This window comes from Desulfosarcina variabilis str. Montpellier, assembly GCF_048565275.1.
Classification (GTDB): Bacteria; Desulfobacterota; Desulfobacteria; order Desulfobacterales; family Desulfosarcinaceae; genus Desulfosarcina; species Desulfosarcina variabilis.
This window is the reverse complement of sequence record NZ_CP159846.1, coordinates 210,726-236,581: the sequence shown is the minus strand read 5'-3', so window position 1 is coordinate 236,581 and position 25,856 is coordinate 210,726. Positions and strand designations below refer to the sequence as shown.

Sequence of the window (25,856 nt, the reverse complement as noted above, 5' to 3'; positions counted from 1 at the left end):
CATTTTAGCCAGATAGCCTATCGGCTGCTTTCCATGCTACTGTTCGATCATCGCACCACCGGCATCAAAAGCCTCCAGGTTTACCGGTACCTTGGACTCAGGCATGCGGCTTCTGACCACGGCTTCAAAGGTATCGCGGTCAAGGGGCAGCTCGCCCGTACTGGCCAAGGCGCCAACCAGCATGACGTTGCCGAATATGGGATTGCCCAGCCGGGTCGCCGTTTGCGTGGTGTCAAGAAACCAGGCATTGTCGGAAAAATCGCGGATCCAGCCCATGATGGTATCCGGCGCCGGATATGTCTGCTCACCACTGATGACACTGATAGACCGGACCGGCCGCATATTGGTGATCACCTTGACGTCCGGGTTGCCATAGGCCAGGAGCACCCTTAAGGTTTCGGCGGGTTCCAGGGACACGATCATGTGGGCCCTACCCATGGGGATCTGGGGTGAGTAGCTTCCTTTTTGCGATATTCTCAGGTGGCTCATGACCGACCCGCCCCGCTGGGAGGCCCCAAAGGTTTCACCGATGGTAATGTCAAATCCCAGGCGGGATAGCATATCGCCGACCATCCGGCTGGCCAGAACGTTGCCCTGGCCGCCGACACCGGTGATGATCAGATTGTAGGGGTCGTGTTTCAAATTTGCCGTGTTCATGAATTCACCACCTTTTCAACCGTAATCGCGTTTTGGGTGCAGACCTGGGCACAAACACCGCAACCCACACAAACGAATTCGTCGATGCGCATCTCTTTTTGTTCCGGATCCCAGATCAGGCCAGGACACTTGAAAATCCGGGTGCACAGCCGATTGCAGCCGCAAGCGTCACCCAGGCATTTATCCGGGTCAACCGACACGTTCCATTCTTTCTTGCCTTTGCGGACCGGGCTCAACGCACAGGCCTGCCGCAGCACCAGTACGCGCACCCCACCTGTATCATCCATCAAATCCTGGATTGTCTTTCTGGCGGCGTGAAATTGAAATGGGTCGGCAATCTCCACCCGCGCGCCCATGGCCTGGCAGATGGTCGGAATGTCCAGGGCCGGCAACCGCTTGCCATCCGCTCCGACCGGAATCCCGGGATGGGGCTGAAAACCGGTCATGGCCGTACCCGCGTTGTCCAGGATGACCATGATCATATCCGCCTGGTTGTGGATGGCATTGACCAGCCCCGGCATGGCGGCATGGAAAAAGGTCGAATCTCCGCAAACGGCAATGACCGGCTGCTCCATGCCGAAGCGTTGCAGCTTGCCGAATCCAGAGGCCATGCCCACGCCCGAGCCCATGGCGGCAACCGTTTTCACGGCCCGGAACCCGCAGTCCGCGACACCCAGGGTGTAACACCCAATGTCGCCACTGATAAAGCCGCGGCGGTTGTCGAGCTTGAGTGCTTCATGCAGCAGCCAGAAAGAGGCGCGGTGGGGGCATCCGGGACAGAAGGTCATGGCCCTGTCCGGCACACCGCTCTCAAGCGCAGCTGAGATGCGCTGGTGGTAGTCGGCCGTGCTGTCGTCGGTCGGCAGATTCAGAAGCCCTGCCAGGGCCGACATGAGAATGTCGGGATTCAGCTCGTCCACGGACGGAATGGTTTTGTCCGCACGCCCGTGAAACCGGGTCGGCCCGACCGTTTCGATCAGGTCGGCAAACAGCGCCTTGACGTTGTCTTCCAGAAACGGGGTGCCTTCCTCGACAATCAGCACGCGGTCCGTGGCAGCCAGGTGCGTTTCAATCAGGCGTGGTGGCAGCGGCCAGGTCGTGCCCAGCTTTAAAAGCCCCACCCGCTCCTCGAGCGCCAAAATGGCGATGGCTTCCCGGCAATAAAACGTGGCGGCCGAACTGGTGATGATCAGCAGTTCAGGACGCTCCGGTCCGGTGTAGGTGTTAAAGGGGCTCTCTTCGAAACACGCAACGGCCTTTGCCAGCCCTTCATGCTGGCGCAGGCGCTGGGCCGGTGCCGTGGACGGAAGCGTCATGACCGGGCCCGTCATCTGATCGAAAAATTCGCCGGTGCACTTAAAATCGGCTGTAACGTCCGTCTCCGGCAAATCACCGACAGTCACATTGCCCGAGGCATGGGACATGCGCGTGACGCTGCGCAGCATGACAACATTTCTGATGGTTTCGGAAAGCTCGAAGGCCCAGCGGGTCATGTCCTTGGCTTCCTGGATGTCGCCCGGCTCGATCAGCGGAAACTCCATCATCTTGCTGTAAGGCCGGGAATCCCCCTCGTTGGTACTCGACAACGAGCCGGGATCCTCACAGGTCACCAGCACCAGACCGGCGCGGGATCCATATTCGGCCAGGTGAAGCAAAAAATCAGAGGCCACGTTCACGCCGACCTGCTTCATGGTGCACAGGGCGCGAAGCCCCGAATAGGCGGCTGAAGCGGCCACTTCCAGGGAGACTTTTTCGTTGGTGGACCACTCCACATACAGCCCCATCTCGTCGGCTACATCTCCCAGGGCCTTGGGAATTTCCGAAGACGGGGTTCCCGGATAGGCGGCAACGACCTTGACACCGGCCTCCAGGGCACCCCGGGCAATGGCCTCGTTACCCATCATCAGGAGACGTTCTGCTTTGTTTTTCTTACCGGTAATAATTGACATGCAAACACCTATTTAGTGTCCATCCAGAAATGACCAATTTACCCGATATCGGCGTTGCACGAAAAATTTAATCCTCGGAATATCAACCATATGCCTGTGGTTAAACCCGAGCTAAGATTGGTCGGGCGCCTTGATCTCGACCAAATTTGCCTATTTCTGGACGAACACTATTTATGAATTATTTTTTGCCGCGGCCCTGAACGCCGGCAATAGCCGTCGCTCAGGAAGCCAGAGCGTTGTCCTCTCCAAGCAGACGGCGCAAATTCGACTGGCCGCTCCGCTTTTTGCTCATGGCGGCGGATTTGAGCTTGGCCAGGTTCTCCGGCGGCACATCTTTGAATTCCAGAATCCCCTTTTCCTTGGCAAGATTCATCAAATGCTCGCCGGTCTTGCTTCTGACAATCACCTGGTTCCAGTGCCTGTCCACGTCCCACCCTTCCGGGCTTCTCGACGACCCAACCGAAATATCGGCGAATTCGGCCGTCATGTCCGTGCAGTATTGGCAACATCCGCGAACACATTCATTGACCTGATCAATGGGGATATCAATTACGCCACCTTCCGTCTCGACCTGCATACAGGCATGGCTGGAGGGCGGAATGTCCATGGCACGTATTGTCTCACCCTTTACCGCTGTGAGCACCAGTTCCCGAAGCTTGCGCCAGTCCAGGGTCCAGCCGCAGAACAGGCCGATGATCAGCTTGAGGCGGGCGATTCGGGCAGCATCCACATCGGCCGGGTTGCTTCGCATTTTGGCCAGGGCCAGGGCCTGACAGGGGGTGGCCACAACCCCCAACGTCCCCTGCCCTTCGGCGGACACGCGATTGAATTCGGCAACCGCCGGCGCGTTGCCGAATTTGCTGCCGACTGCAGCCAGGACGTCGACCCGGCTCAGAGCGACTGTGCTTTTGGGCAACATGGGCGCCTCCTCCAGGGCCACGACACATCCGTCGATAAGGCCTTCCTCCAGGGCCAGACAGGTCAGGGCGGTTACGGTGCCGCCATGCTGGCCCTTTGACCGGATGTCCGGGTCTGTCGCCCGGGTCATGTAAAGCCCCTTGAAAGCACCGATCTCCGGGGTCATGTCCGCCGCATCGAAAAGCGCCTGGTTAAGGCCGTCCAGATCCGTTTGCGTACGGGGACAGTATTGCCGGCAGCGGCCGTCCTCACGGTCACAGTCAAACAGCATGACCGTGTCGCCCCGATGGGATCTTAAGTAAGGGCACAGTCCGACACAAGCGCCGCAGCCGGTACACAGCCCTGTATCGATAACGGAAGACGAAACATGCGACTGTCGGGTGGCTTTATTTTCCGTCATTGCGATCCTTGTACTTTTATTTTGTTCAAATCCTTTGTCCCGAAACAATCCACTGCCGTTGCATTTTTTCAATGCGTAACGCTGCGGTGCACCGGGCGTATCTGTTCATACCTTTTAAGCATCCGCCCTTTATGTCACAGCCAGTTCAGAATTTAAACGTAAAATTTAGAAACCGTTAATCAAGAAGTCAAGCGCGGCAATGATTTCATTGCGCTGGTCTTTTAACGAACCGATCTTTTTGCCTACCGCGCCTGTCGGAATACCGGCAATTTCCGCCGTTGACATGATCACCGGTGTATCGGCGATATGGAATCTCGGGTTGAGATGAAAAATAGGTTTTCCGACAATTCTCTCATCGACCAGTGGGACAACCACGCGGGTGGCAAGTGTATCGAAAAGATCTGACTGTATATCGAGCAGATAAGGCTTTTGCCTGCTTTAACAAATCACTGTTGATGCTTACATTCGTGGCTTTTTTTCCCGCTTTGGGATTATAGAGAACGGTTTTCATGCAAGCCTCCTATGAACATATTTTATGCGCATAAAATATATAAAAAAAATACGCATAGTCAAGAGGTGGTCGAAAGCGCCTCCATGATCTCACCCCACCCCCGGCATCGTTTAATATTCGCGTCTGAATCCCCGTTTTTATTCCACGGCCGATCCAACAGAAAAACGGGAATATTCATATGGTTCGAGATAAAAACAGCCGTCTCTAAAGAATCTTCCACGGCAAAAGAAAATCTCATCTTCTTGATATCTTCCAGGGCCAATGTATCCCCATCCTCATAACCGTCACCCTGGCGTGAGTATTTATTGACAAAATAGATGTTGTCATAAGGTACACAATAGGTTGACAGCCATTTTTCTGAGGCCGGTTTTGTGAATAGCGGACGACCGGTAACGATATCTATTGCATACCCCATTTCAGATATCATCGATAATGCTTCAGAGGCTTTTTTTACGGGATCATTTTGAATGATTTTTTCATCGCTGTGGGCAATATCCAAAATTTTTTCAACGTTCTCATTCGTAATGTTCATGCACTTGCTAAGATCGAAGCAGGTGAGGTTCTCGTAACTTAATTTTTTCCCGTATTGTTGAAATAAAATGTCAATCAGGGATTGAGCTGTCGAACATAAGACATCGTCAAAATCAACATACACGGATTTTTTGCCTTCTTCTGTCATCATGATTCTCCACGCATCATCCGCTTGACCGTGTAAACCATCACCTCGACACCGTTCTGATTTTTTACCCGATGCCGAAAGGTGACGATTCCCCGATCCGGTTTTTTCGTTTTGCGGGTATCGACCACCTCAATATCCACGCTCAGGGTGTCACCGATGAAAACCGGTTTGAGAACATCGAGGTCCACACCGAGAAAGGCCATGCCGGAGTGCAGCAGGCCGGACAGGATGGCAAGCCCCTCGGCCACGGAAAAGGTCAACGTACCCGGAATGATGGGTTTTTCGTAAGGGGTGCTGGTCTTTACAAAATCACGGTCCATGAAAAGCGGCTCGAAAAATCCAAAGCTGGTGGTAAAATTGACATGATCCGCTTCGGTAACCGTCCGGCGCGCCGTTGCATAGGTTTGGCCGGGCTTGAAATCATCGAAATAAAGAACTTGCGTGCTCATTTATACCTTCTTTCTATCGGTTTTCATCAAAGCTTTCAATCGGATTTGAGTCTGTCAAAAAGATACTCCAATCCGTTGGCCTTGATCTCATAGACCATTTGCAGCATCTGTCCAAGCTTGCCGCGCGGAAACCCTTTTTGTGAATACCAGACCACATAGGGCTCGGGCAAATCAATCAGACGGTAATCCTTGTATTTTCCGAAAGGCATACGTGTGTTGGCCAGCTCGATCAATATTTCCGGATCCGGTTGGCATTCCTGATTCTCATTCATTGCATCGTTTTCCCTTAGCAAAACCACCTGTTACTGTTAGCGTTACTGCATTTCGACAAATAGGCTCCACAAACCAATTTATTGCTGTTACAATTGTCGCTACGAAGTTGACCGCTTTAAAAAAACCAAACAAAAGGAATAAGCTTGTAAAAGCTAGGCTCGTGACATTCCGGCGCACAATCGGCAGAAAGTAGCGATATCCTTTTATTTCAATTTGTTTTCTTGATTTGGGTCAAATTTGGTATGACGAATCAGGCTCCTTTTACCAAACTCATCAAGCTTTTGAAAACAATCAAAACCGATGATACAGTCATTGACGAGGTCAAAGAACCTTTCTATACGTTTTTCGACGGAAACACCCAAAAGACAACAGGCATACGGAATCAAATAACGACAGGGACTCTACCATGATTACCCTCATCGAAGCCAAAAACTACCGCTGTCTGCATTACATCAGACAAAATCTTGAACCTTTTCAAGTGCTGGTTGGGCCAAATGCTAGTGGCAAAACAACCTTTCTGGACGTCGTATCTTTTTTAGGTGATTTTGTCTCGGAGGGACCGATATCTGCGATCGGCAAAAGAACAAAAAATTTTGAGGATCTGCTTTATTGGCGAAAAGGCGACGGTTTTGAAGTGGCGATTGAAGCGACAATCCCGGAAAAAATTCGTGATTTGCTGCGCGACCCTGAATTTAAAGCTATCCGGTATGAAATCGCTTTACAATTCGATCAAACCAGCCAGGAAATATCGATCCGTGCAGAAAAAGTGCTCTTAAATATGGAGAGCAAATCGGCGGTCTGCCAGCGGTCCCTTTTCCCATCGGCTTTGACACCTCCCGAAACAATAATAACACCGTCAAGGCTTAAAGGAACATCGGTCATTGTAAACAAAGTCCCGGACGGGAATGATAATTACTACTCTGAAATTTACCGTGAAAAAGGGAAAGGCTGGGCGCCTTCTTTCAAACTCGGACCTCAAAAATCCGCATTGGCCAACCTTCCAGCGGATGAGGCCAATTTTCCGGCGACATCCTGGCTAAAAAATATATTGACAGAAAATGTCACCCAGCTGATACTTAATAGTTTGTTGATTCGCAAGGCAAGCCCACCTGGGCAGGGACGTAACTTCAAGGCCGACGGATCAAATTTACCCTGGGTGATCGATCGTTTAAAAAATACCGATGAGAATCGCTTTACGCATTGGATATCCCATTTGCGCACAGCCTTGCCGGATCTCGAAAATATACGCACCATCGAACGTGAAGACGACAGACATCGCTATTTGATGCTTGAATATTCCGGTGGCCTCAAAGTGCCTTCCTGGATGGCCTCAGATGGTACTTTGCGACTAATGGCACTCTCCATTCCGGCTTACCTTCCCAACTTTTCAGGTATCTATCTTATCGAAGAGCCGGAAAACGGCATTCATCCACGAGCAGTTGATACGATGTTCCAATCCCTTTCATCAGTTTATGATGCCCAAATTCTCGTGGCAACACATTCACCGGTTGTCCTTAGCCTATTAGAACCCAGAAATGTCTTGTGTTTTGCCAAGACCAATCAAGGCGCCGTCGACATTGTTAAAGGTGATGAACATCCGGCCCTGAGGGATTGGAAAGGGGAGGCAAGTCTTGGGGTTCTGTTTGCAGGCGGGGTGTTAGGATGAATCCATGTGCATATGAATCAGATTTAGCTGTCCTCACAGCGGACAAAAACATGAAATTTGCCCTGGAAGGGTTGCTTAGCCGCCCACAGGCATTGGCTGTTCGTCCCATATCCGCGGTTTTTTATATCCATCCGGAAAGCGATCCCGGGTGTCTGTTGCATGCCCATTCATTTTTGCGTTCTTTTACCAAGCAATTTGCCCATGCTATCGTCATGTTTGATCGTGAAGGCTGTGGACAAGAAGAGAAATCCAGAGACGAATTGGAGAAGCAGGTCACAACCGAGCTTTCGCGATCCGGCTGGTCCGAGCGGGCAGCCGTCATCGTTATTGATCCGGAGCTGGAAAACTGGGTTTTCAGTGATTCTCCAGAAGTGGAAGCCGCTTTGGGATGGAAGGGGAACGCCCCACCACTTCGTAAATGGCTGGAAAAGAAAGAGTATCTCTTGGCTGGCCAAATAAAGCCAGCCCATCCCAAGGAAGCCATGGAAGAGGCGCTTCGATACATCCGCATGCCGCGATCTTCTTCCATTTATGGAAACATCGCCCGACGTGTCAGTGTCGGGCGATGCACGGACGATGCTTTTCAGAAACTGAAGACAACGCTTCACGAATGGTTTCCTCTTCAGTGCACGCACTGAGTGCACAATTACTACGACAACACAGGGTTACTTGGGGACCTTCTCTCAATATCTAAATAACGGCATAGCCGATGCCTGACACCGTCATATCCAGTTTCCGGGCAAGGTCAGTCTGGGACAGGCCAAATTAGTTGGCACACCAGTAACAAAAGAAACCTCTGGCATCCGAGCGTTTTTTGGGGCGCCCCTTTTGAAATATCTCTTCCTTATCAATCCCAATTAGCTCGACGCCCCTTGCGGCAACACGGTTCATATCGTAGCCGCGCTGCTTGAGTTCAAAGCGACGTTCAAACCGCTCATTGGCTTGTGAAAGAACAGAAAGGACGAAATCCGAATCACCGGGAATCCCTTCAGCACCTTTGATACGGTCCATTCCTTTCAGCCGCACCTTTTTAACTATAAAATGTCCCTATCATATCTTCTGGAAGACACCCCGCAATTAACGCTTCAATATCAAGATCAATTCTTACTACTTTTAATCCCTTTTTTTCCATCTCTCGATGTTTAGATTAGGCAACGTTCTCATCTTGTTTCACTCAACCCTGATCATTACATCTATCGCAACTGAATTATCAGCGGTGTTCGAGTCGTTATTTCCAAAGTACAAACGACCATCAGTATGCATAACTTCACTAAAGTAGGTTCCAACTTTAAAATTTGGGCTGTTTGAGCCAATTCTCCCCACTAACGTTCCATATAAAAATCTCTGGAAAGGAAGGAAATTGCATAGCCCATTTGCATCACTCAGCCTTGCTCCGGAACCGAGCCTCCACTTGCCAACGGCCTCTATTGTCAATGTATGGCCTTCCTTTAAATCAATGCCAGTATCTAACCAAGATCCTACACCGATAGAATTATCAGCATGCACTCTAACATGGTGAATAGGCAAAGGAGTTTCATTATCTGGTGCACCCGGTGCTTTGTAAACCTTGCTACCTGTTACATCTTGAGCTATCATTGTCACCCGACGTTCTGTGCCATCTGCCGGCAGGTTGGAAGAATAACTGATTGCATACTGCTCGGCCAGTTGAGCGCCGATTTGCCCATAAAGCGATTCTAATTCACTGGCCTGCGGCGCCTCAAAGTAAAGAGCTCCTGTTTCATCTGCCACAGCCATCAAACCGTCTTTGTCGATTTCAGTGCCGAGGGCTAAAACGTATATAGGTACATTGACCTCACTCGCCAAGCTTATCACATCTTTTATAGTTTGCTTGCTCAGCGGTTTGCCTGTTCCGTCATCATCGACACCGTCGCTGAGCACCACCACTGCCTTGCGTCCGATACGATTCTTCAGTAATTTTACAGACTGATAGAGGGCACTGTAGAGTGCGGTATTACCGCGGGCCAAGGTACTACTGATGGCCTCACGCGCTGCTTTGCGATCGGTCGACATAATAGTAACCGGTTTGACTTTACCCGCGAAGGTCACAACCTGAATGCTATCGTTACAGCTAAGTGTGTTCAGAAAACTCATGGCAGCATCTTGTGTTTGCTTCATGCGTTTGAACATTGAACCGCTTATATCCAGCGTGAGAACAACAGAAAGCGTTGGTAGCTTTGGCTCAACAGCAAGTGGCTCCTGCGCCACTTCATCTTCGTCCACCTTAAAATCTGCTACTCCGAGTCCTTTCAGCGGCTTGCCATCTTTTAATACAGTGGTGAAGATCCGAATCTTTGGGTAATTTTCTGCGTTAATTTCATTGATTATGACGTGCAGCCCCTGGGTGACTTCTTTTACGTTAACGCGACGGAACACTTGCTGATCCTGAGCCGAAGTATTTGTAGCGATGATGACCGAAAGCATCAGGGCGAGTAATATCCTTTTGCGCATGATAGACTTATCCTTCTGAATGAATTTGGTGTTTTATCTGAACAATGAAAAAAATTGATGAATTTAAATAACTCGACAGGGCAGAATCTGAATGAGAAAAACCCTAAATAATCAGTATCATTTATCAAGCCTTGATCCATTTGCACAAGATATTTTTCTCAGAAATTCTATTGTGGTCCCACTGGAGAGAGGGATAGGAACTCGCTTTTTCCGCAACGAAGTATAGTGAGCCGCCCCTTGTAAGTCAAGAGCAATATATATACAACATTTTGGTTGTGTGATGAGATCTTCTCATAGCATACCAACCTAAATTTGTCTGGAAAAAAGTTGTTCTCTGCCATGAATTATTGAGAACTTTCATGCAAAATCGAACAGGCAACAACCGTCTCACCCTTATCACATGGATTCGAAAAACATCACTCTGAGCTTTCCGGAATGCCAAAGTTGGCCATTTTCAGGCGTAGCTGAACTGTAGATCGGGTTTGTCCAACCGATCCGTATTCAACCCGGTAATCAACCGGAGGTAGCTGTGAGCAGCTGAAATCATAAGTTAATTCATATTCCTCACAAGAAATATGGGCATCTTTTATCGCCGGCGGATCATCGCCGGACGAACCCGCATTGGACGGGATGCAGGTCATGCGCTCTTGGGAGGAACAGACACGGATGATATAACGCGCCAGGTTCTCCAGGGCGTTTTCGTCGTTGGGCCAGATGGTCGGACGGCAATACACGTTGAAGCCGCTATGATGCAAGTACTTGCATCCCGCCGCACCATTGGCGGGCGAGAACATGTTTTAGATAACCGCATCAGTAATTGTTCCCTCTGCCTTGAGCATCTTTAAGACTTCATGCCGAAACAGTTCCTCCAAATCCTTACCTACCGAGCCGGGGCCTACCGTGAAGGCACCGCTGCTTGAAAAGCAACCGTCAGTGGCGATGATGTGAATGTGGGGGTTGAATTGCAAGAAATCACCGAAGGTGTGTACGGCGATGACCGCCCCGGGCGCGGCATCATCGAACGGGGCAAACGATTTAATAAACTTACCGGCACCGTCCGAATTTAAATGTCAAACCGATAAACGGACCGTCCAAGGATTCGTTTTCGCTCGCAACAAATCTGTAGCCGACCTTTGCCGATATATTTTCATGGCCTGCGGTAATACAGACTTCGCAATCCTTTATCGGACTGTGATGGATCCATGACCAGACCGGCCTGACTTCTAAAAATAGGTATTTTCTCAGATTAATCCGGACCGGCAGGGAAATCGAGTAACCAGAGTTGCTCTCATCCCCTTTCATCGTCACACTTCCAGCCGCCACATTAAGATCGACAGAATCTGTGATTGGCGGCAAATGCAAAAATCCGTGGACATATGTGAGTCTCAGTTCATTGGCAGGTTCATCTTCATAATACTCTGAGTCTGAGATGGAAATTCCGAATACGGAGTAACACATTTCAACATGAAAATCCCAGGCGTAAATGTTTTTATCCACGAATCGATAGGCCGCGTCCGCTCGAAAATGAAAGTATGTCGAATCATCCTCGTTATTTTTTTCCCGTTCCTGATTCAGATCGGAATTTTTTTTTGCCGATTCAAAAGCCAATTCTTCTTTTTCCTCGCATTCCGGTTTCTTTTCCCCTTCATCCATCGGCTTTTTCATTTCCCCCGTTTCTTCGTCCTTGCGAATAGACGGCGGAACAGTTTCCGCAGTCGGTTTCCTTTCATGTTCGATTTTCGGTGAAACCAGAAGTGTTTCAACGTCTTTTTTGTTTAATTCCGGAGCGGGTCGGGGTAAATCCTCGGACGCCCATTCATCTTCGTTTTCGTTGGTTTTTGTAAAAATACTGGAAACGAATATAGATAGACATCCCGAAAAGATGCCGACAATACAAGCTCCGACAATGCGTTCCGCTATCGTATCTTTACGTTTGACGGAAGCGTCTTTTTCAAAATCCTGTAGCTTTCCGGCAAATGAAAACTGCTCTGCTGAAAATAAAAACGACAGTATCAGGCAAAAGCAAATAACGGCTTGTTTTTTCATCGGTTTTACCTGGTTCATGGGTTGAATGGTTATTGATTCTGATTGGCAAGCATTTTGGGTTATCACAATCAAGGCATGCTATCAAATCTTTGCATCCCTCCATTGAGATTTACGATACCGACACAACAGCCTATCAAATTAAAGTGGCAGAATATCGAATACGTCTACCGCCTGTTTTCCAGGCGAAAAAGGGAAGCCCGTAAAAGCTACCGAAAATTTGTGGAAAATGGTATTTCCGAAGGGAAGCGCCAGGATTTAACAGGCGGCGGACTATTGAGAAATATAGGCGGCTGGACAGGGCTCAAGAACTTTCACAAAGCAGGCATTCGCGTCAAAGATGAAATTCTGGGATTCGGTGAGCCTGCCGCCGGAGCCGCAGGCCGGGTCGTAAATGGTCATGACCGGCGGCAGACGGTCCCTGACCGGATCGAACACCAGATGGGTCATCAGCTCGATCACCTCCCGCGGGGTAAAATGCTCACCGGCCTCCTCGTTGTTCTCTTCGTTGAATTTGCGGATCAGCTCCTCGAACCCATAGCCCATGCTCAGGTTCGACAGGCCGGGCAGGTGGTTGCCGTCTGGGTCCTCGCGATCCTCAGGGGTGAGGTTGATATAGGGAGAGATGAATTTTTCCAGAACGGCAAGCAGCACGTCCTTGCCGGCCATATGGCGGATCTGTGCCTTCAGATTGAATTTCTCGATGATCTCCCTGACATTGGCGCTGAAGCCGGCCAGGTATTCCTCCACGTTGGCCAGCAGGATCTGCTGGTTGTTGGTGGCTGTGGCATAGAGTTTTTTCAGGGTCCACTTGCAAGTATGTTAAAAAACAAATGGTGGATACCCGACAACAGACGAGCGGAAGTTATTCCCCATTTAAAATCGATCGCATTAGCTGTTCACTCACTTATCGACTTTTTAACACGTCAATTGGTTAATTCGGTATCACCCTGAAAGATAATGATCAACCGTTCACGCCAAAAATATCAATCGAGAAGCGGGTCAGTGCCTTGTCAACACTAGCCAAAGACATTTTCTCTAACTTTGCTTGAGCTGCCAGCATACGATCGAAAGGATCTCTGTGAGCGTTTTTCCAGCTGCCCGCCAGCTGGGCATGCTCGGGAGTCACCGCCAACGGCTGAAATCCTGCCTTCAATATCCATTCAGGAACATTTTCGGCAACTTTAGAAGCGCCAGGCAACTTTCCCAAGCGGTATTTCGTAGCAATTTCCCAGACAGAAGCGGCACTGATATAGATAGGGTTTTTGACATCTGCAATGTGTGATTCGATTTGCCTTGGCAGCTTTGGGTCATCGAAAAGCCACCAGAGAAAGATATGTGTGTCCAATATCATTCCCATTGTTTAAGCTCTTCTTCCGGCAATGGTTCAAAAAAAGCGTCTGATACAGATCCATCAACAATACCTGGTGTTCGCCGGGAAACAGGCTCGAGAGGCACCAGTTTGGCGAAAGGCTTTCCTGATTTGGCAATAATAATTTCTTCGCCGGCATTTACCCGGAGCAACAATTTTGAAAAGTGGGTTTTCGCATAGTGAATATTTACTGTTTCCATACGGCACCTCACAAACTTAGTCTGTTTTTGTTAGTCTACTTTGTGTTTACAGGAATGTCAAGGCGCTTATCTATACACACCAACTTCGACAGATTTGTCGATCTGGATATCGTTGATATCGGTGGCGGAAAACACAACGGGTAATACGATCTCCCCCCATCCAGGATGGCCCCGCAAGTCTTGAATTGGGACGGGTTGCGCCCCATCACTGATTTCCATTGCCCCTGGGTCACCTCCGTTGTCTGAAGAAAGTATTCCCGCGTCAAGGTCACCTGATGGGCGCCGTCGATGCTATCCCCCTGCCCCATTGTGAATGTGCCCGGTTTGATGCGAACAAACGCCATGCCGAGACGATTGACAAAACGATCATTCTGCTTGATCGATGGCCTTTGAACCGGAGCTGTAGGCTTATGATCCATCTTGTTCGCCGACAAGCGCAAATCAATGCGCGTATCTTCGCCGCTGGCGACCTTCACCCGGCGGGTCTGCGTTTCATGTCCGGCAGCCGAGACTTCTATTTCATAATCGCCGGGGGCAAGTTCCATTCCCTGATGAAATGGGGTGGCGACGTTCAGAATGCGGATCATGGCGTCAGCAGGGGCGGCGCCTACGTATAAGCGTCCGATGCGGTAAGAAGCGCTGGGTTCAGGTGCCGGCGTGCTAATGACAGGCTTGGAATTGCCTATAGAAAAAATGAAATCGCCCAGGCTCTTACTTTTTCTTGATGGCTGTACTAAGGATTCCGGCCAAACTCGTCTGCAAAATTTTCCAGACTCTCATATTGGAAGACCCCGATATATTCATAAAGATCACGTCCGTCAACATCGCCGTCAGAATCGAAATCCATGGTTAAATCCGATTCCGACCAGACATAAACTTGATCTGAAATGAAACCGGATTGGCTCGTACTGCTTACAAAAACGGCATGACTCATGTAATGGACCGCTTCACATATATTGTCACCGACCGATGCGAATAAGCTTACGAGTCGGCTGTCAACAGGCGAATATACCGGCCCTTTTGATGCTATGAGACCAGACCAAGCGTGATGACCGTAATGGTCAGATATCGCCCCAATTTGGCAATTGTCACTACCAGTACAAAGCTCAACAAAGGCTCGCGCATCACCCCGGCGATCATGGTGAGGGGGTCGCCGATCACCGGCATCCAGCTCAGCAGCAGCGACCAGCGACCGTAGCGATGGTAGCCTCTTTGCGCACGCTCCAGTTTGTCCTCACTGACCGGGAACCAGGGCTTGTGACGCCAATGCTCAATATACCGTCCAAATAACCAGTTCACCACCGCTCCCAGTACATTACCTGCGGATGCCACCGTCACCAAGGCCCAGACAGGATGTTTGCCAAACATCAGCAGGCCGGTCAGCAATGCTTCAGATTGCAGGGGCAGAAGGGTCGCCGCACCGAATGCCGCAAAAAACAACCCGAAGTAGGCGGAAAGAATCACTTGGATGGAAGCCGGAGATGTTGCGTGAGAAGATGATACAAAATCTTATCAAAGCCGTAAGTAATATTTTTCAGTTTCGATGGTGGAGAATTAAATTTGATTTCATGATGGTGAGTCATCATGGACGTCCCTTCAATGACATTGTATAAAGTCCTGAACAACTTTATCTTCTAAAAATTCTTGAACAGCATGGTGTACCCCATAGGCAACTGGATTATAGGCCATTCCGCTGCCACCTTCGCCACTATAAATGCGACTATAGTTTATTTCCGGTATTGTAATTTTCAATTTAACACAGGCCCACAAAGACCAACCACCGGCAGCATCTTCTTCCTTTATTTCTTCGATAGATACATATATCTCTTTTCCTTTTGTATCATCGAATTGTGTAAAATAATTTTCTGTAAATATGGAACACTTGTGGGAAACTGTCTATGATAAAAAGTGAAACATTCTTACTGGGTACGCCGGTTGGTTCAATCTAAGGGTGCAGGCAAAAAATAATTCCTCCAGATGGCGCCGGATTTGTGTTCGCCAATCTTAATAAAATAGTGTTATTCATACTTATGGCAGGAAATTAAGGATTATATCAGTAACAATTTCGAGGTGACAAGCCAACACGCCTGGGCATAATGCGGTTCATTTTTCTCTTGATCAATGACTGATAAAACGTAAGAATTTGTTACAATTTCAAAAACAGTGTCTGGATGACAACCAAAAAAAGCAACGGTTTAAAAGCTTAAAAACCCTTTGCACAATGATCAGATCGCGGGCCTATCCCGTTCCTACAGATCACCCCGGTGTTTAATAAACAGAATCAACACCTTTTCTGGATGAAAACAAAACAGGAGCCCCATGCCGATATTAGAAGCACGCCACATCACCAAAGCCTACCAACTGGGCAACCGCACCATCACCGTACTGGAAGATGTGTCCCTGTCTGTGGAAAAGGGCGCGTTCATCGTTATCAAAGGCAGCAGCGGCAGCGGCAAAACCACTCTGCTGACCCTGCTTTCCGGCCTGGATCATCCCACGGCAGGCCGGCTGTTCATCGACGGCCTGGAAATCACCCATGCCACTGAACAGCAGCTCGCCCCCTTGCGCAACCGGGATATCGGGTTCGTGTTCCAGGCCTTTCACCTGGTGCCGTCCATGACCGCCAGGGAAAACATCATGTTTCCGGCCGAGCTAAAAGGAGATCGTGATGCCGGCCAACGGGCCGATGCGCTGTTGAAACGCGTGGGGCTTACAGAACGAGCCGGAAATCTGCCAAGTCAGCTCTCCGGGGGAGAAAAACAGCGCATCGCCTTGTGCCGGGCGCTGATCAACCGGCCCAAGCTGATTTTTGCCGACGAGCCCACCGGCAACTTGGATTCGGAAAACGGTGCGGTGGTGCTGGAGCAGCTCATTGATTTAAAAAACGAACACGGCGCCACCCTTATCATGGTGACGCACAACCCGGACATCGCCAATGCCGCCGAACTGGTGTTGACCCTAAAGGACGGGCATTTGACGAAAATGCTGAATTCTCAATCAAATACCAGGAAAGAAGGATAGCCGACCATGCGCCACATGTCCATGATCCTGCGCCAGGTCCGGCACTCTTCCCAACAGGCCGGCCTGTTCGTTTTGTGTGTGGCCCTGTCACTGGCCACGCTGACCGCCTTCTCGGGTTTTTCTCGTAGCATGCAAAAAGCCTTGCGGGAAGATGCCCGGACACTTCAGGCCGCCGATGTCATCATTCGATCATATGATCCCATTCCGCTTGCCTTAACCCGCACCATCGACCAGTTGACCGATCAGGGGCGTATCTTAAGCGCTGCTATTCATGAATTCTACACTGTGGTTCGCGCACCTGAGAAATCCACCTCCGTCTTATCAAGCCTGAAGGTGGTGGAACCCGGCTATCCCTTTTACGGTCGGGTGAGATTACGTTCAGGCCGGGAATTTAAAAGCGTACTTTCCCCCGGCACCTGCATTGTTGAACAAACGCTGTTGGACCGCACGGAACTGTCGGTGGGAGCGGATCTCAAGGTGGGTTACACGACCTTGCGGATTGTGGATGTGGTGACCGCCGAACCGGATCGGCCCCTGGAACTGTTTTCACTTGGCCCGCGGGTGTTTATCAACGCTGCGGATCTGGACGCCCTTGGTTTGATGGGTACGGGCAGCCGCATCCGCCGCATCGTGCAGGTCAAGGTTTTAGATACGCCCCGGGTCGATGCCGTGGCCGAGCAGTTCAAACAGGCGATTTCTTTTGATGATGATACGGTACGCATCCATACCTTTCTCAGCGGGCGCTCGGCCATCAAACGTTTTCTGGATAATTTTCTCTTCTTCCTGAAGCTGGTGGGGCTTTTTATCCTGATTGTCTCCGGGCTGGGCATTCAAAGCACCCTGAAAGCTTTTCTGGATGAGAAACAGCGTACCATTGCGATCATCAAAACCGTGGGTGCCACCGGACGCTTTATCACCATTCACTTCATGCTGCTGGTGCTGCTTCTGGGCGGTGTGGGAACCACGGTGGGCATCCTGGCCGGCGTGGCCGCCCAGTCTGGCCTGGTGCGATTACTGGACCCGTTTTTGCCGGATCATCTCGTCCTCACACTCTCCTGGGTCGGCATTGCCGAAGCCATTGCCTTAGGCTTTACCGTGGTGGTTCTGTTCTCCCTTTTGCCCTTGTACCGAACCAGGCAAATGCGGCCATTGGCCATCTTCAACCGGCAATCCAGCTCCACCGCCAGCCGCTGGCCCGATGTTCTATCCGGCCTGCTGGTGCTGCTCTTTTTTCTCGGCCTGGTACTCTGGCACATGCAAGACATTCGCTTCGGCATCTATTTTGTGGGCGCGATCACCGCGATGATCCTGGTCGCCGCCCTGTTGGCCCAAACCATACTGGCCGTCATTCGCCGGCTGCCGATCCGTCATCTGATCCTGCGCCAGGCCATCCGCGGCTTGTTCCGGCGAGGCAATGCCACCCGTGCCATCATGATTACCCTGACCGTGGCCTTGGCCGTGATTTTTGGTGATAGTCTGATTGAGAAAAATCTCAACGCCACATTTGTGCGTTCCTTTCCCGCCAATTCATCCAACGCATTTTTTGTGGATGTCCAGCCCGACCAGACCGAAGACTTTGCTACCGCCATGGGACGGCCAGTTCAATTTTTTCCGATCATCCGCGCCCAGCTCACCGCCGTCAATGATCAGGCCATCGACCGCCGCCAGGAGAGGAGAAAAAAAAGGCGCGATAACCTCTCACGAGTGTTCAACCTGACCTATCGCGAAACCCTGTTGGACGACGAACGCTTGATCGATGGCAAAAGCCTTTTTCGTGAGGACTGGACCGAGCCCCAGGTATCGGTCATGGACACCGTGGTGGACATGCATCCCATGCAAATCGGTGACCGGCTGCATTTTAAAATCCAGGGTGTGCCGTTAACCGCGCGCATCTCCAGCATCCGCATCCGGGACAGCCGGTCTTTAAGTCCGTTTTTCTACTTTGTATTTCCGACGGCCGTACTGGGAAAAGCCCCCCAGACTTTTTTTACCGCTCTGAGCGTACCGCAAGATCAGATGGGGGCCGTCCAACTGAAAATCGCTTCTCAATTTCCCAACATCAGTGTCATTGATCTGTCCCAGACAATCGCCACCTTCGTCCGGCTCATGGGACGTCTGGCGAGAATTTTACGCTCGTTCAGTGTCTTCAGTATCGCTGCCGGCATTCTGATTCTGGTGAGTGCGGTGTTGGCCACGCGTGCCGAACGGATGGTGGAATCGGTGTACTACAAAATATTAGGCGCAGGCCGTCGGTTTGTACTGGGTGTTTTTGCCGTGGAAAATCTGCTCATCGGTATGTTCAGCAGCGGCCTGGCCCTGGTCATGGCCCAGGCCGGCGCCTGGTATGTGTGTACGGTCAGGCTGGACATCAGCTATCACCCATTTATTCCCGCCTCGCTGGTCATGATTGGATTGACGGTGCTCCTGACTGTGGGCGTGGGCATGGTCGCGTCACGGTCCATTGTGAGTAAGAAACCGGTTGTGTATCTAAGGGAGCAGCAAAATGAATAGACGTTTAAAAAGCACCTTTGAATTCAATATCGGCGTTGAATGTGCGGTTCCAATCCTCAACATACTGCAGTATGCACCCCAAGGGCACTTCCTTCGGGGCGTCTGCGGTTGGAAACGCCCATTCGCCTTGATCTTGAATCCAAATGCACTTTTTAAAGGTAGGCCCTGTAAGAAAAACCATCTTTTGGGCTTGAATGATAAGATGCGTCTTCTCGCGTGGTTTACCCTGCTGGTCATTGGTTTCAGTCTGTTTTTTCCCGCCTGCAGTCAAGAGCAGGCAGAAGAGAAAACGGCTTCCGAAATCCAAGCGCCGGCCCCTTCCTATTCGGGCACCATTGTGGCCCTGGGCGACAGTCTCACCGCCGGCCTGGGCGTTGACGAAGATCAGGCTTATCCCGCTCAGTTAGAACGGCAACTGCAGACCAGCGGATACAACTGGCAGGTGATTAACGCCGGCGTCAGCGGTGAGACCAGCAGTGGTGCCCGCTCGCGCGTCGAGTGGGTGGTCACCAGCCTCGCGCCGGACATCATTATCCTGGAAACCGGGGCCAATGACGGACTGCGCGGGCTGGAACCTGAACTGCTTGAAACCAACCTGGATTATCTGCTGAATTATTTAAAAACACGCGGCATCGAGGTGGTGCTGGCCGGGATGCAGATGCTGCCCAACCTGGGGCCCGAGTACACACGCGCCTTTTCGCAAATCTATCCAAGGCTTGCCGAAAAGCATGACGTCATTTTTATCCCCTTCTTCCTCGAGGGCGTGGCTGGAAGTGACACGCTCAACCAGCCGGACAAACTGCATCCCACAGCCGAGGGCTACACCCGCATCGTGGAAACGATCTATCCCGATGTGCGCAAAGCCATTGAACGCCACCAGACGCTAAATTGAACGCAAGAAAACGGTGCCGTTCAATCCGATTGTCAACTGCGCTTTTGGGCGAAAACGGATGGGCAACACTGTGCTTGTGCCCTTTCTGAATCAGAAAGGGGCACTACGATCGCTCACGCCATGCCTGATTCACCGCCAGACGCTCCAGTGAAAGGGCCAGTACATCCTTGAGCCGCGGATGCTTGTCCTGCAGCGCATCACAAAAGGTTCGCGTGCGCTGGGCATCGCTCAGTCCGGGACCGGGCACGAAAGCGGCCACCACCCGTTCGAACAGCATGGGATGCATCGCCTCCATGCGCGGCAGATGGGTTTCAAACCACGGCCACAGGGACTCGCTGGCCGCAGGATTCCCGGCGGCCGCCACCAACGGAAGAAACCGGATGCGATCGGGGACGTTGTCCAGTACATAATCCAATGCGCGGTCCAACACCTGGCGCTGACCGAACGCCCCCAGCGCGGTGGCCAGGGTCATGCGTTCATGCTCGACCGTGCTTTCTTCAAAGCGCTTGATAAGACCGTCCAGCGCTTCCGTGTCCCCCATCACAGCACCGGCGGTCATGACACCGCGAAAAATATCAGCCGGAACAATGCCGCCCCCCATAAACGCCTTGAACTGATCGGTCAGAAAATCAAGAACCTCGGTATTGCCCAAAAGCGCACCGTGTACCAACAGCTGGTCGCGCAGCATGGCCGTGGTGGGCGCTTCGTCGGCCACCGGAAGATGCCCCAGGGTTTTCAGGGCCGCATTGGTCACCATGGTTGCGGTCTGGGCAATGCGGCTTTGGACATCACCGCTCAGGACCAGGAAGGCCTCGAACAGGTGGCTGTCCAGACTGGTCAAAGGCAAATACGCCTTTTCCGTAAGATAGTTGTCGGCCATGTCCAGGAAGTGAGCCATGGGCGCAATTCCCGCCTTGACCAACGCAAACAGGTCATTCTGGATGCCCCAACGATCCATCGCCGATAGCTTCTGCGCCTTGACCAGGCAACCAAGGCGGGTCAGGTTTTCGGTTTCTGCATAAGTGGTATGGTAAAAACCCGTCTGATCGGGATTGATCTTGTATGCGGCCGTGTCCGGCGGCAGGGTCAGTTCTCCTTCCGCCCGGTCCAGGAACAGCGTCTGGGTGCTGGCACTGCCGTCGGCGGCATAGGCGATAACCGTCACCGGCACCATCCAGGTCTGTGCGCTGTCATGCGCCTGGAAAGTGAACCGGCGCTGCGTTAAGGAAAGCGTGTCACCATCTCTTCTGCCGGTGATCACGGGAAACCCCGGCTGAGTAACCCAGTTTTTCATCAACACGTCCACCGGCATACCGGATACAGCGGCAAGCGACTCCCACAGGTGCTGACTGGCGGCGCAGCCGTAGGCAAACTCCGTCAGGTAACGCCTTAATCCCGACTTAAAATGATCCGGACCGATCCAGGCCTCCAGCTGCCGCAGAATGCTGCCCCCTTTGCTGTAAATAATCGGTGCCGTGCTGGTGGTAATGGCCACCTGAACGTCCCCGGGCATTTCAATGGCAAAGGTTTCGACAAGGGCGTCACGAGTCAGGGCAGTTTCGGTCTGGTTACGGACAAACTGATGCCAGACCTCCCAATCCGGATGGTGGTGATCCACCATCCCGTATCCGAAGTAGGTGGCAAAACTTTCATTCAGCCAAAGGTACTTCCAATCCTCGGGAGTCACCAGATTGCCGAACCACTGGTGGGCGATCTCGTGGGCAATGACCTCGCAAATCCTTGATTCGCCTTCACGCGAGGTCACGCCGGGCACATGCAGAAGCAGATTCTCCCGAAAGGTGATGGCCCCCCAGTTTTCCATGGCACCGAAGGCAAAATCCGGGACGGCGATCAGATCCATTTTATCAAGGGGATAATCAATGGCGTAATACTCCTCACCATAGGACAGGGCCTTGCGACCAAACCGGCGGCCGAATTCGGTCTGATCCCCCATGCCCGGCAAACATACCCCCCGCACCCGCGCATCCTGGTCGTCCTTGTGAATCTCAAAGGGCCCCACACCGAAGAAAAGCAGGTATGTGGACATTTTGGGAGTCGGATGGAAGACGACCGCTTTGCGGCCATCGTCAAGGACCCGGAGACGGTCGACGCCAGTGTTGGCAATGGCCGTAAGCGCCTCGGGGATGATCATGGTAATCGTGAAAACCGCTTTTTGGGCCGGATGATCCAGACAGGGGAAGGCTCGGCGGGCATCGCTCTCCTGAAACTGGGTCACGGCGATATGATCGTATGCGCCACCACCGTTGATCCGGCTGCGATAAAAACCGGCCATGCGGTTGTTGATTTGACCCATGTAGTCGATGGTCATGGCAACGGTGCCCGAAATGGCCTCGGGCAGATGGATGGTCAATTTCTCTTTTTTCGGTTCCAGCGTAAAGGAACAATCTGCCGGATCATCGTCGGCCCCTTCAGCGTTGACCCGGCATTTCCAGACGGCCAGTTCAGCGCAATCCAGGGTGATGGTTTCGGTGGGCTGTTCGATTGTTGCGGTCAGCGTCATTCGGCCGGCAAACTGGAATCGTTCCAGATCCGGCTCGATGACCAATGTGTAGGCTGTCGGCCTGATGGCTGCGGTCACGGTTACCTCCATTGATGAGAAATGACAAGCGGCTTGCCTTGGTGTCTGCTTTCAAAACCTTTTCTGGGTGAATGTAACACCGGCACGACCTGGACGAAAGCCGTTTTTTGGGTTTTAATTTGACAAACCATCACAATCTAAAGGATGATCAACAGAGCCACGCAACCATGCCCCGTGTCATCCGTTTTTGAGAACCGGTAAACAAAAAAATAAAGGCAAATGACAGCAATCAGCGAATTTGCCTGAAATAAGGCGTTGGACCTGAATAGGAAAAAAGTCCCAGGAGCTTGTGTTCACGTGACCCATCTCGAAAACAAAACGCCCGCTGCAAAAAAACGGCACGCCGGTTTGTTTAAGTTTAAACGCAGAAGCTTGTCCACCGAACTGGCCATCAGTCTGGTGACTGTGGTGGTATTGGTGGTCGGCGCCATTCTCTTTTTGCTCTATAATCGACAATCCGATCTTTGGTACAGGCAATTGCAGACCAAGGCGGACGAATACGCCGTCAACCTCTCCGAAACGCTGGCGGTACCCATGTGGGACTTTGATGACGAGCAGATCCAGCGCATCGGAGAAGGATACACCCGCAATAATATTGTCACCACCCTTATTATTCAGGATGGTGATGGAACCATTTTGTATCAATACCAACTCGATACGGGGACCCATCAGATCCGCCGTGAGCAACCGATCAAACATGGTGGAAAACCGATCGGCCAAATCCGTCTGGCCCTTTCCCTGGACACCTACCACAGCGATCAGATCTGGCTTCGCAACATCGCCATCGTCGTGCTGGTGGTTTGCTTTGTGGTCATCACCACGGCCACCGGCATCCTTCTGCGCGTACTGATGCGTAAACCCATGGCACTCCTGTACCAGGGAATGGATCGGGTCGCCCGGGGAGATTATGACTACCGCTTCGATGAGGTTCATCATGAGGAAATGATCAATATTGCCCGCCGGTTCAGCAGTATGGCCGATAGAATTCGCAAACGCGAGCAGTCACTGCAAAAGGAGGTGCGGGATCGAAAGCAGGCAGAGCAAAAAAGCAGGGAAAGCGAAGCCAGGACAAAGGCGATATTGGATGCCATTCCCGATGTCATCTTCCAGTTCGATCACGAAGGCCGTTTTCTTGATGTACGCGGAGAAGCGGAAGAACTCCATACGCCTGCTGAAAAGATCGTCGGTTACAGGATCGACCGCGTCATGCCTAGTGAAATCAGCCACGTTTTCCATAGGCAGCTCAAAGCCGCGTTTGACATCCGGTGTGTGAAGGTATTCGAGTACCAGCTGTCTTTCAACAACGGCATCCGGCATTATGAATGCCGGCTGGTTGCCGTATCGGACCAATTGGCGATCGGTATTGTCAGAGACATCACCAGGCAGGTCAGCGCGGCAGAAGAAAACCGGCGGCTGATCGACCAGTTGCAGCGCGCTCAGAAAATGGAGGCGCTGGGGATGCTGGCCGGCGGTGTGGCCCATGACCTGAACAATATCCTGTCAGGCCTGGTCAGTTATCCCGAACTGATTCTGATGGACCTTCCACCCAAAAGCCCGCTGAAAAAACCCATCCGCACGATCCAACGCTCCGGAGAACGCGCCGCCAACATTGTTCAGGATCTGTTGACGCTGGCCAGACGCGGCGTGTCTGTAGCCGAGATAGTCAATCTGAACCAAATTATCCAGGATTACCTGAAAAGTCCTGAATACAAAGCCTTGCGTGACCATTATCCGGGCATCGATTTGCAATTGAATATAGTCGACGATCTACTGGACATCAGTGGCTCCCCGATCCATTTGACCAAAACCGTGATGAATCTGGTTTCAAATGCCGCTGAAGCCTCTGTGGACCAGGGAATCATCCGTATTAAAACAGAAAACCGCTACATCGACACACCGATAAAAGGCTATGAGGATATCCAGGAGGGTGATTATGTGGTGCTGACGGTGGCGGACAACGGCATTGGCATCTCGGATGAGGATATTAACCGTATTTTCGAGCCCTTTTATACCAAAAAAGTGATGGGGCGCAGTGGCACCGGCCTGGGGATGGCAGTGGTGTGGGGAACGGTAAAGGATCACAATGGCGCCATCGATGTCAGCAGCACGCCCCAACAAGGCACGACGGTGACGATTCTTCTACCCGCCACCACAGCCTGCCGGATTCAGTCCAGTGATCCGGAAACCATTGATGACTTGATGGGCGATGGCCAGCGGATCCTGGTTATCGACGATATCCAAGAGCAGCGGCAAATCGCCACCGACATGCTCACGCGACTGGGCTATCAGGTGGAAAGTGTGGAAAGCGGCGAGGCCGCCGTTGGTCATGTACGCCGGCAATCCGTGGATCTTCTGTTGCTGGACATGATCATGGAGCCCGGCATTGACGGCCTTGAAACCTATCGTCGCATCATTGACTTTTGCCCCGGTCAGCGGGCTGTGATCACCAGTGGATTTTCCGAATCAGAACGCGTCCAGGAAACCAGGCGGCTTGGCGCCGGTGCCTATGTGAAAAAACCCTACCGCTTCGAGACCCTGGCCAAAGCCGTAAAATCCGTTCTGGAAGACATTTAATCTTTGCTCATTTTGATGCTCACATCCCTGGGCAATGCCAAACCGGCCGCCACCTGCAGGGTTTTACACACAGCCGCGGGAATCACACACGCCTCACAGCCGCCCTTTTTCTGCAATACCGGCCGGCAGGTGGCCAACACCACACTCTCACTGGTTGGCATCAGCTCCAAAAGGGCGTCAAATGGATTTTTCGAGCAAAGCGTCCGCCCCAGCGCCTTGATCGTTTCACAATTGCTGCCCATGCGCAGCTCAACAGATCTGCCGTCTTTGGAAACGGCTGTAATTTTGGTCTTGAATCCGCAAACCCCGGCATCCACCATTGTGTGTGCTTTCATGATCCCCTTTCAACGCCCATCGGCAATCATAAAATAGCGATGGGGCACGCATTGTTCAGCCCTCCGAATTTTCGAGAATCTTTGTATAGCATAATTTTTCTCATTTCGATATGTAACAGCCCGTGATTTGGCGCTACCATGGATTGACATTTTTGCATATTCCTAGTAGCATAATGCTCGTTTTGACATAATTGTTTATTCACCCGAACTCGAAAGACCCCATGTCCCCCATCTACCGCAGCACAGGCTTCACTTGAGCACGCCCGCAATGATGTTGCCCGGGATGGCAACCCGCTGGGTCTGTTGCTGACGGCACCCGTCCCTATCCGGTGCCCTAC

At 51.6% G+C, this 25,856-nt stretch carries 23 protein-coding genes and 2 pseudogenes; 6 read left to right on the top strand and 19 right to left on the bottom strand.

The genetic code is table 11. The features are described 5' to 3' along the window. Positions 1 to 36 precede the first annotated feature (36 nt). The 8 genes from Dvar_RS01060 to Dvar_RS01025 all read right to left on the bottom strand — a co-directional run bounded on the left by Dvar_RS01060 (position 37) and on the right by Dvar_RS01025 (position 5,835). The gene (locus tag Dvar_RS01060) at positions 37 to 657 is read right to left on the bottom strand and encodes an indolepyruvate oxidoreductase subunit beta (protein WP_419659876.1); all 621 of its coding nucleotides are present in this window, start codon (positions 655 to 657) and stop codon (positions 37 to 39) included. Continuing rightward, entirely contained in the window at positions 654 to 2,606 is a 1,953-nt protein-coding gene (locus Dvar_RS01055; protein ID WP_419659875.1) for a thiamine pyrophosphate-dependent enzyme, read from the bottom strand. Before Dvar_RS01055 ends, Dvar_RS01060 begins: the two co-directional genes overlap by 4 nt. A gap of 220 nt (positions 2,607 to 2,826) precedes the next feature. Then, the gene (locus Dvar_RS01050; RefSeq protein WP_419659874.1) at positions 2,827 to 3,924 is read right to left on the bottom strand and encodes a Coenzyme F420 hydrogenase/dehydrogenase, beta subunit C-terminal domain; all 1,098 of its coding nucleotides are present in this window, start codon (positions 3,922 to 3,924) and stop codon (positions 2,827 to 2,829) included. 165 nt (positions 3,925 to 4,089) lie between these two features. Next, on the bottom strand, positions 4,090 to 4,344 hold the full coding sequence (locus tag Dvar_RS01045; RefSeq protein ID WP_419664052.1) for a CcdB family protein: 255 nt from the start codon (positions 4,342 to 4,344) through the stop codon (positions 4,090 to 4,092). Continuing rightward, a complete protein-coding gene (locus tag Dvar_RS01040; RefSeq protein ID WP_419659873.1) occupies positions 4,277 to 4,435 on the bottom strand; it encodes a type II toxin-antitoxin system CcdA family antitoxin in 159 nt (52 codons plus the stop codon). Before Dvar_RS01040 ends, Dvar_RS01045 begins: the two co-directional genes overlap by 68 nt. 58 nt (positions 4,436 to 4,493) lie before the next feature. After that, complete coding sequence (locus tag Dvar_RS01035) at positions 4,494 to 5,117, bottom strand: 5' nucleotidase, NT5C type (RefSeq protein ID WP_419659872.1); 624 nt, start codon at positions 5,115 to 5,117, stop codon at positions 4,494 to 4,496. Beyond that, positions 5,114 to 5,563 carry a MaoC family dehydratase gene (locus tag Dvar_RS01030; protein WP_419659871.1) on the bottom strand — a complete coding sequence of 150 codons (450 nt, stop codon included), beginning with the start codon at positions 5,561 to 5,563 and terminating at the stop codon, positions 5,114 to 5,116. The genes Dvar_RS01035 and Dvar_RS01030 overlap by 4 nt, the downstream gene beginning before the upstream one ends. Before the next feature lie 35 nt (positions 5,564 to 5,598). Then, the gene (locus Dvar_RS01025) at positions 5,599 to 5,835 is read right to left on the bottom strand and encodes a DUF3820 family protein (protein ID WP_419659870.1); all 237 of its coding nucleotides are present in this window, start codon (positions 5,833 to 5,835) and stop codon (positions 5,599 to 5,601) included. Positions 5,836 to 6,242: 407 nt separating this feature from the next. Here Dvar_RS01025 and mads3 point away from each other — a divergent pair, with 407 nt between their 5' ends. Together mads3 and mads4 are read left to right on the top strand one after the other, a co-directional pair. After that, a complete protein-coding gene (mads3, locus tag Dvar_RS01020; protein WP_419659869.1) occupies positions 6,243 to 7,502 on the top strand; it encodes a methylation-associated defense system AAA family ATPase MAD3 in 1,260 nt (419 codons plus the stop codon). Beyond that, the gene (mads4, locus tag Dvar_RS01015) at positions 7,499 to 8,140 is read left to right on the top strand and encodes a methylation-associated defense system protein MAD4 (RefSeq protein WP_419659868.1); all 642 of its coding nucleotides are present in this window, start codon (positions 7,499 to 7,501) and stop codon (positions 8,138 to 8,140) included. The genes mads3 and mads4 overlap by 4 nt, the downstream gene beginning before the upstream one ends. A 127-nt stretch (positions 8,141 to 8,267) precedes the next feature. On the opposite strand, the gene Dvar_RS01010 is transcribed toward mads4, so the two are convergent. The 9 genes and pseudogenes from Dvar_RS01010 to Dvar_RS00970 form a co-directional block, all read right to left on the bottom strand. Then, positions 8,268 to 8,513: a hypothetical protein gene (locus tag Dvar_RS01010; protein ID WP_419659867.1), complete on the bottom strand. Its 246-nt coding sequence runs from the start codon at positions 8,511 to 8,513 to the stop codon at positions 8,268 to 8,270. A 159-nt stretch (positions 8,514 to 8,672) separates the two neighbouring features. Beyond that, positions 8,673 to 9,971: a vWA domain-containing protein gene (locus tag Dvar_RS01005; RefSeq protein WP_419659866.1), complete on the bottom strand. Its 1,299-nt coding sequence runs from the start codon at positions 9,969 to 9,971 to the stop codon at positions 8,673 to 8,675. Positions 9,972 to 10,387: 416 nt separating this feature from the next. Beyond that, positions 10,388 to 10,966, bottom strand: a pseudogene (locus Dvar_RS01000) (transposase). A 49-nt stretch (positions 10,967 to 11,015) separates the two neighbouring features. After that, positions 11,016 to 12,017: a hypothetical protein gene (locus Dvar_RS00995; RefSeq protein WP_419659865.1), complete on the bottom strand. Its 1,002-nt coding sequence runs from the start codon at positions 12,015 to 12,017 to the stop codon at positions 11,016 to 11,018. 336 nt (positions 12,018 to 12,353) lie between these two features. Beyond that, positions 12,354 to 12,836 (bottom strand): annotated as a pseudogene (locus tag Dvar_RS00990) (N-6 DNA methylase); the annotation flags it as partial. A gap of 142 nt (positions 12,837 to 12,978) precedes the next feature. Further along, on the bottom strand, positions 12,979 to 13,374 hold the full coding sequence (locus tag Dvar_RS00985) for a type II toxin-antitoxin system VapC family toxin (protein ID WP_419659864.1): 396 nt from the start codon (positions 13,372 to 13,374) through the stop codon (positions 12,979 to 12,981). Continuing rightward, entirely contained in the window at positions 13,365 to 13,586 is a 222-nt protein-coding gene (locus tag Dvar_RS00980) for a type II toxin-antitoxin system Phd/YefM family antitoxin (protein ID WP_419659863.1), read from the bottom strand. Before Dvar_RS00980 ends, Dvar_RS00985 begins: the two co-directional genes overlap by 10 nt. Before the next feature lie 35 nt (positions 13,587 to 13,621). Next, positions 13,622 to 14,173 carry an SUMF1/EgtB/PvdO family nonheme iron enzyme gene (locus Dvar_RS00975; RefSeq protein ID WP_419659862.1) on the bottom strand — a complete coding sequence of 184 codons (552 nt, stop codon included), beginning with the start codon at positions 14,171 to 14,173 and terminating at the stop codon, positions 13,622 to 13,624. A 439-nt stretch (positions 14,174 to 14,612) separates the two neighbouring features. Further along, positions 14,613 to 15,050, bottom strand: coding sequence for a YqaA family protein (locus Dvar_RS00970; protein WP_419659861.1), 438 nt, complete (start codon positions 15,048 to 15,050; stop codon positions 14,613 to 14,615). A gap of 855 nt (positions 15,051 to 15,905) precedes the next feature. Here Dvar_RS00970 and Dvar_RS00965 point away from each other — a divergent pair. The 3 genes from Dvar_RS00965 to Dvar_RS00955 all read left to right on the top strand — a co-directional run bounded on the left by Dvar_RS00965 (position 15,906) and on the right by Dvar_RS00955 (position 20,010). Continuing rightward, on the top strand, positions 15,906 to 16,607 hold the full coding sequence (locus Dvar_RS00965; RefSeq protein WP_419659860.1) for an ABC transporter ATP-binding protein: 702 nt from the start codon (positions 15,906 to 15,908) through the stop codon (positions 16,605 to 16,607). 6 nt (positions 16,608 to 16,613) lie between these two features. Beyond that, positions 16,614 to 19,118 (top strand): ABC transporter permease, encoded by a 2,505-nt coding sequence (locus tag Dvar_RS00960; RefSeq protein ID WP_419659859.1) that lies wholly within the window; start codon positions 16,614 to 16,616, stop codon positions 19,116 to 19,118. Between the two features lie 202 nt (positions 19,119 to 19,320). Continuing rightward, positions 19,321 to 20,010 (top strand): arylesterase, encoded by a 690-nt coding sequence (locus Dvar_RS00955; protein ID WP_419659858.1) that lies wholly within the window; start codon positions 19,321 to 19,323, stop codon positions 20,008 to 20,010. A gap of 103 nt (positions 20,011 to 20,113) precedes the next feature. Here the strand turns inward: Dvar_RS00955 and Dvar_RS00950 are convergent, their stop codons facing one another. After that, entirely contained in the window at positions 20,114 to 22,609 is a 2,496-nt protein-coding gene (locus Dvar_RS00950; protein WP_419659857.1) for a M1 family metallopeptidase, read from the bottom strand. Between the two features lie 297 nt (positions 22,610 to 22,906). Here Dvar_RS00950 and Dvar_RS00945 point away from each other — a divergent pair, with 297 nt between their 5' ends. Next, the gene (locus tag Dvar_RS00945; RefSeq protein ID WP_419659856.1) at positions 22,907 to 25,183 is read left to right on the top strand and encodes an ATP-binding protein; all 2,277 of its coding nucleotides are present in this window, start codon (positions 22,907 to 22,909) and stop codon (positions 25,181 to 25,183) included. Here the strand turns inward: Dvar_RS00945 and Dvar_RS00940 are convergent. Then, positions 25,180 to 25,518 carry a DUF6951 family protein gene (locus tag Dvar_RS00940; protein WP_419659855.1) on the bottom strand — a complete coding sequence of 113 codons (339 nt, stop codon included), beginning with the start codon at positions 25,516 to 25,518 and terminating at the stop codon, positions 25,180 to 25,182. The genes Dvar_RS00945 and Dvar_RS00940 overlap by 4 nt on opposite strands. Positions 25,519 to 25,856 lie beyond the last annotated feature (338 nt).

Excerpts from the sequence above, each read along its gene's own strand:
- Dvar_RS00985 (WP_419659864.1), bottom strand. The coding sequence starts at position 13,374 with ATGGGAATGATATTGGACACACATATCTTTCTCTGGTGGCTTTTCGAT.
- Dvar_RS01025 (WP_419659870.1), bottom strand. The coding sequence starts at position 5,835 with ATGAATGAGAATCAGGAATGCCAACCGGATCCGGAAATATTGATCGAG.
- Dvar_RS01060 (WP_419659876.1), bottom strand. The coding sequence starts at position 657 with ATGAACACGGCAAATTTGAAACACGACCCCTACAATCTGATCATCACC.
- Dvar_RS01050 (WP_419659874.1), bottom strand. The coding sequence starts at position 3,924 with ATGACGGAAAATAAAGCCACCCGACAGTCGCATGTTTCGTCTTCCGTT.
- Dvar_RS01010 (WP_419659867.1), bottom strand. The coding sequence starts at position 8,513 with ATGGACCGTATCAAAGGTGCTGAAGGGATTCCCGGTGATTCGGATTTC.
- Dvar_RS00975 (WP_419659862.1), bottom strand. The coding sequence starts at position 14,173 with ATGATCCGCATTCTGAACGTCGCCACCCCATTTCATCAGGGAATGGAA.
- mads3 (WP_419659869.1), top strand. The coding sequence starts at position 6,243 with ATGATTACCCTCATCGAAGCCAAAAACTACCGCTGTCTGCATTACATC.
- Dvar_RS01005 (WP_419659866.1), bottom strand. The coding sequence starts at position 9,971 with ATGCGCAAAAGGATATTACTCGCCCTGATGCTTTCGGTCATCATCGCT.
- Dvar_RS01055 (WP_419659875.1), bottom strand. The coding sequence starts at position 2,606 with ATGTCAATTATTACCGGTAAGAAAAACAAAGCAGAACGTCTCCTGATG.
- Dvar_RS00965 (WP_419659860.1), top strand. The coding sequence starts at position 15,906 with ATGCCGATATTAGAAGCACGCCACATCACCAAAGCCTACCAACTGGGC.
- Dvar_RS01040 (WP_419659873.1), bottom strand. The coding sequence starts at position 4,435 with ATGAAAACCGTTCTCTATAATCCCAAAGCGGGAAAAAAAGCCACGAAT.
- Dvar_RS01030 (WP_419659871.1), bottom strand. The coding sequence starts at position 5,563 with ATGAGCACGCAAGTTCTTTATTTCGATGATTTCAAGCCCGGCCAAACC.
- Dvar_RS00955 (WP_419659858.1), top strand. The coding sequence starts at position 19,321 with ATGCGTCTTCTCGCGTGGTTTACCCTGCTGGTCATTGGTTTCAGTCTG.
- Dvar_RS00980 (WP_419659863.1), bottom strand. The coding sequence starts at position 13,586 with ATGGAAACAGTAAATATTCACTATGCGAAAACCCACTTTTCAAAATTG.
- Dvar_RS01035 (WP_419659872.1), bottom strand. The coding sequence starts at position 5,117 with ATGATGACAGAAGAAGGCAAAAAATCCGTGTATGTTGATTTTGACGAT.
- Dvar_RS00940 (WP_419659855.1), bottom strand. The coding sequence starts at position 25,518 with ATGAAAGCACACACAATGGTGGATGCCGGGGTTTGCGGATTCAAGACC.
- Dvar_RS00995 (WP_419659865.1), bottom strand. The coding sequence starts at position 12,017 with ATGAAAAAACAAGCCGTTATTTGCTTTTGCCTGATACTGTCGTTTTTA.
- mads4 (WP_419659868.1), top strand. The coding sequence starts at position 7,499 with ATGAATCCATGTGCATATGAATCAGATTTAGCTGTCCTCACAGCGGAC.
- Dvar_RS00960 (WP_419659859.1), top strand. The coding sequence starts at position 16,614 with ATGCGCCACATGTCCATGATCCTGCGCCAGGTCCGGCACTCTTCCCAA.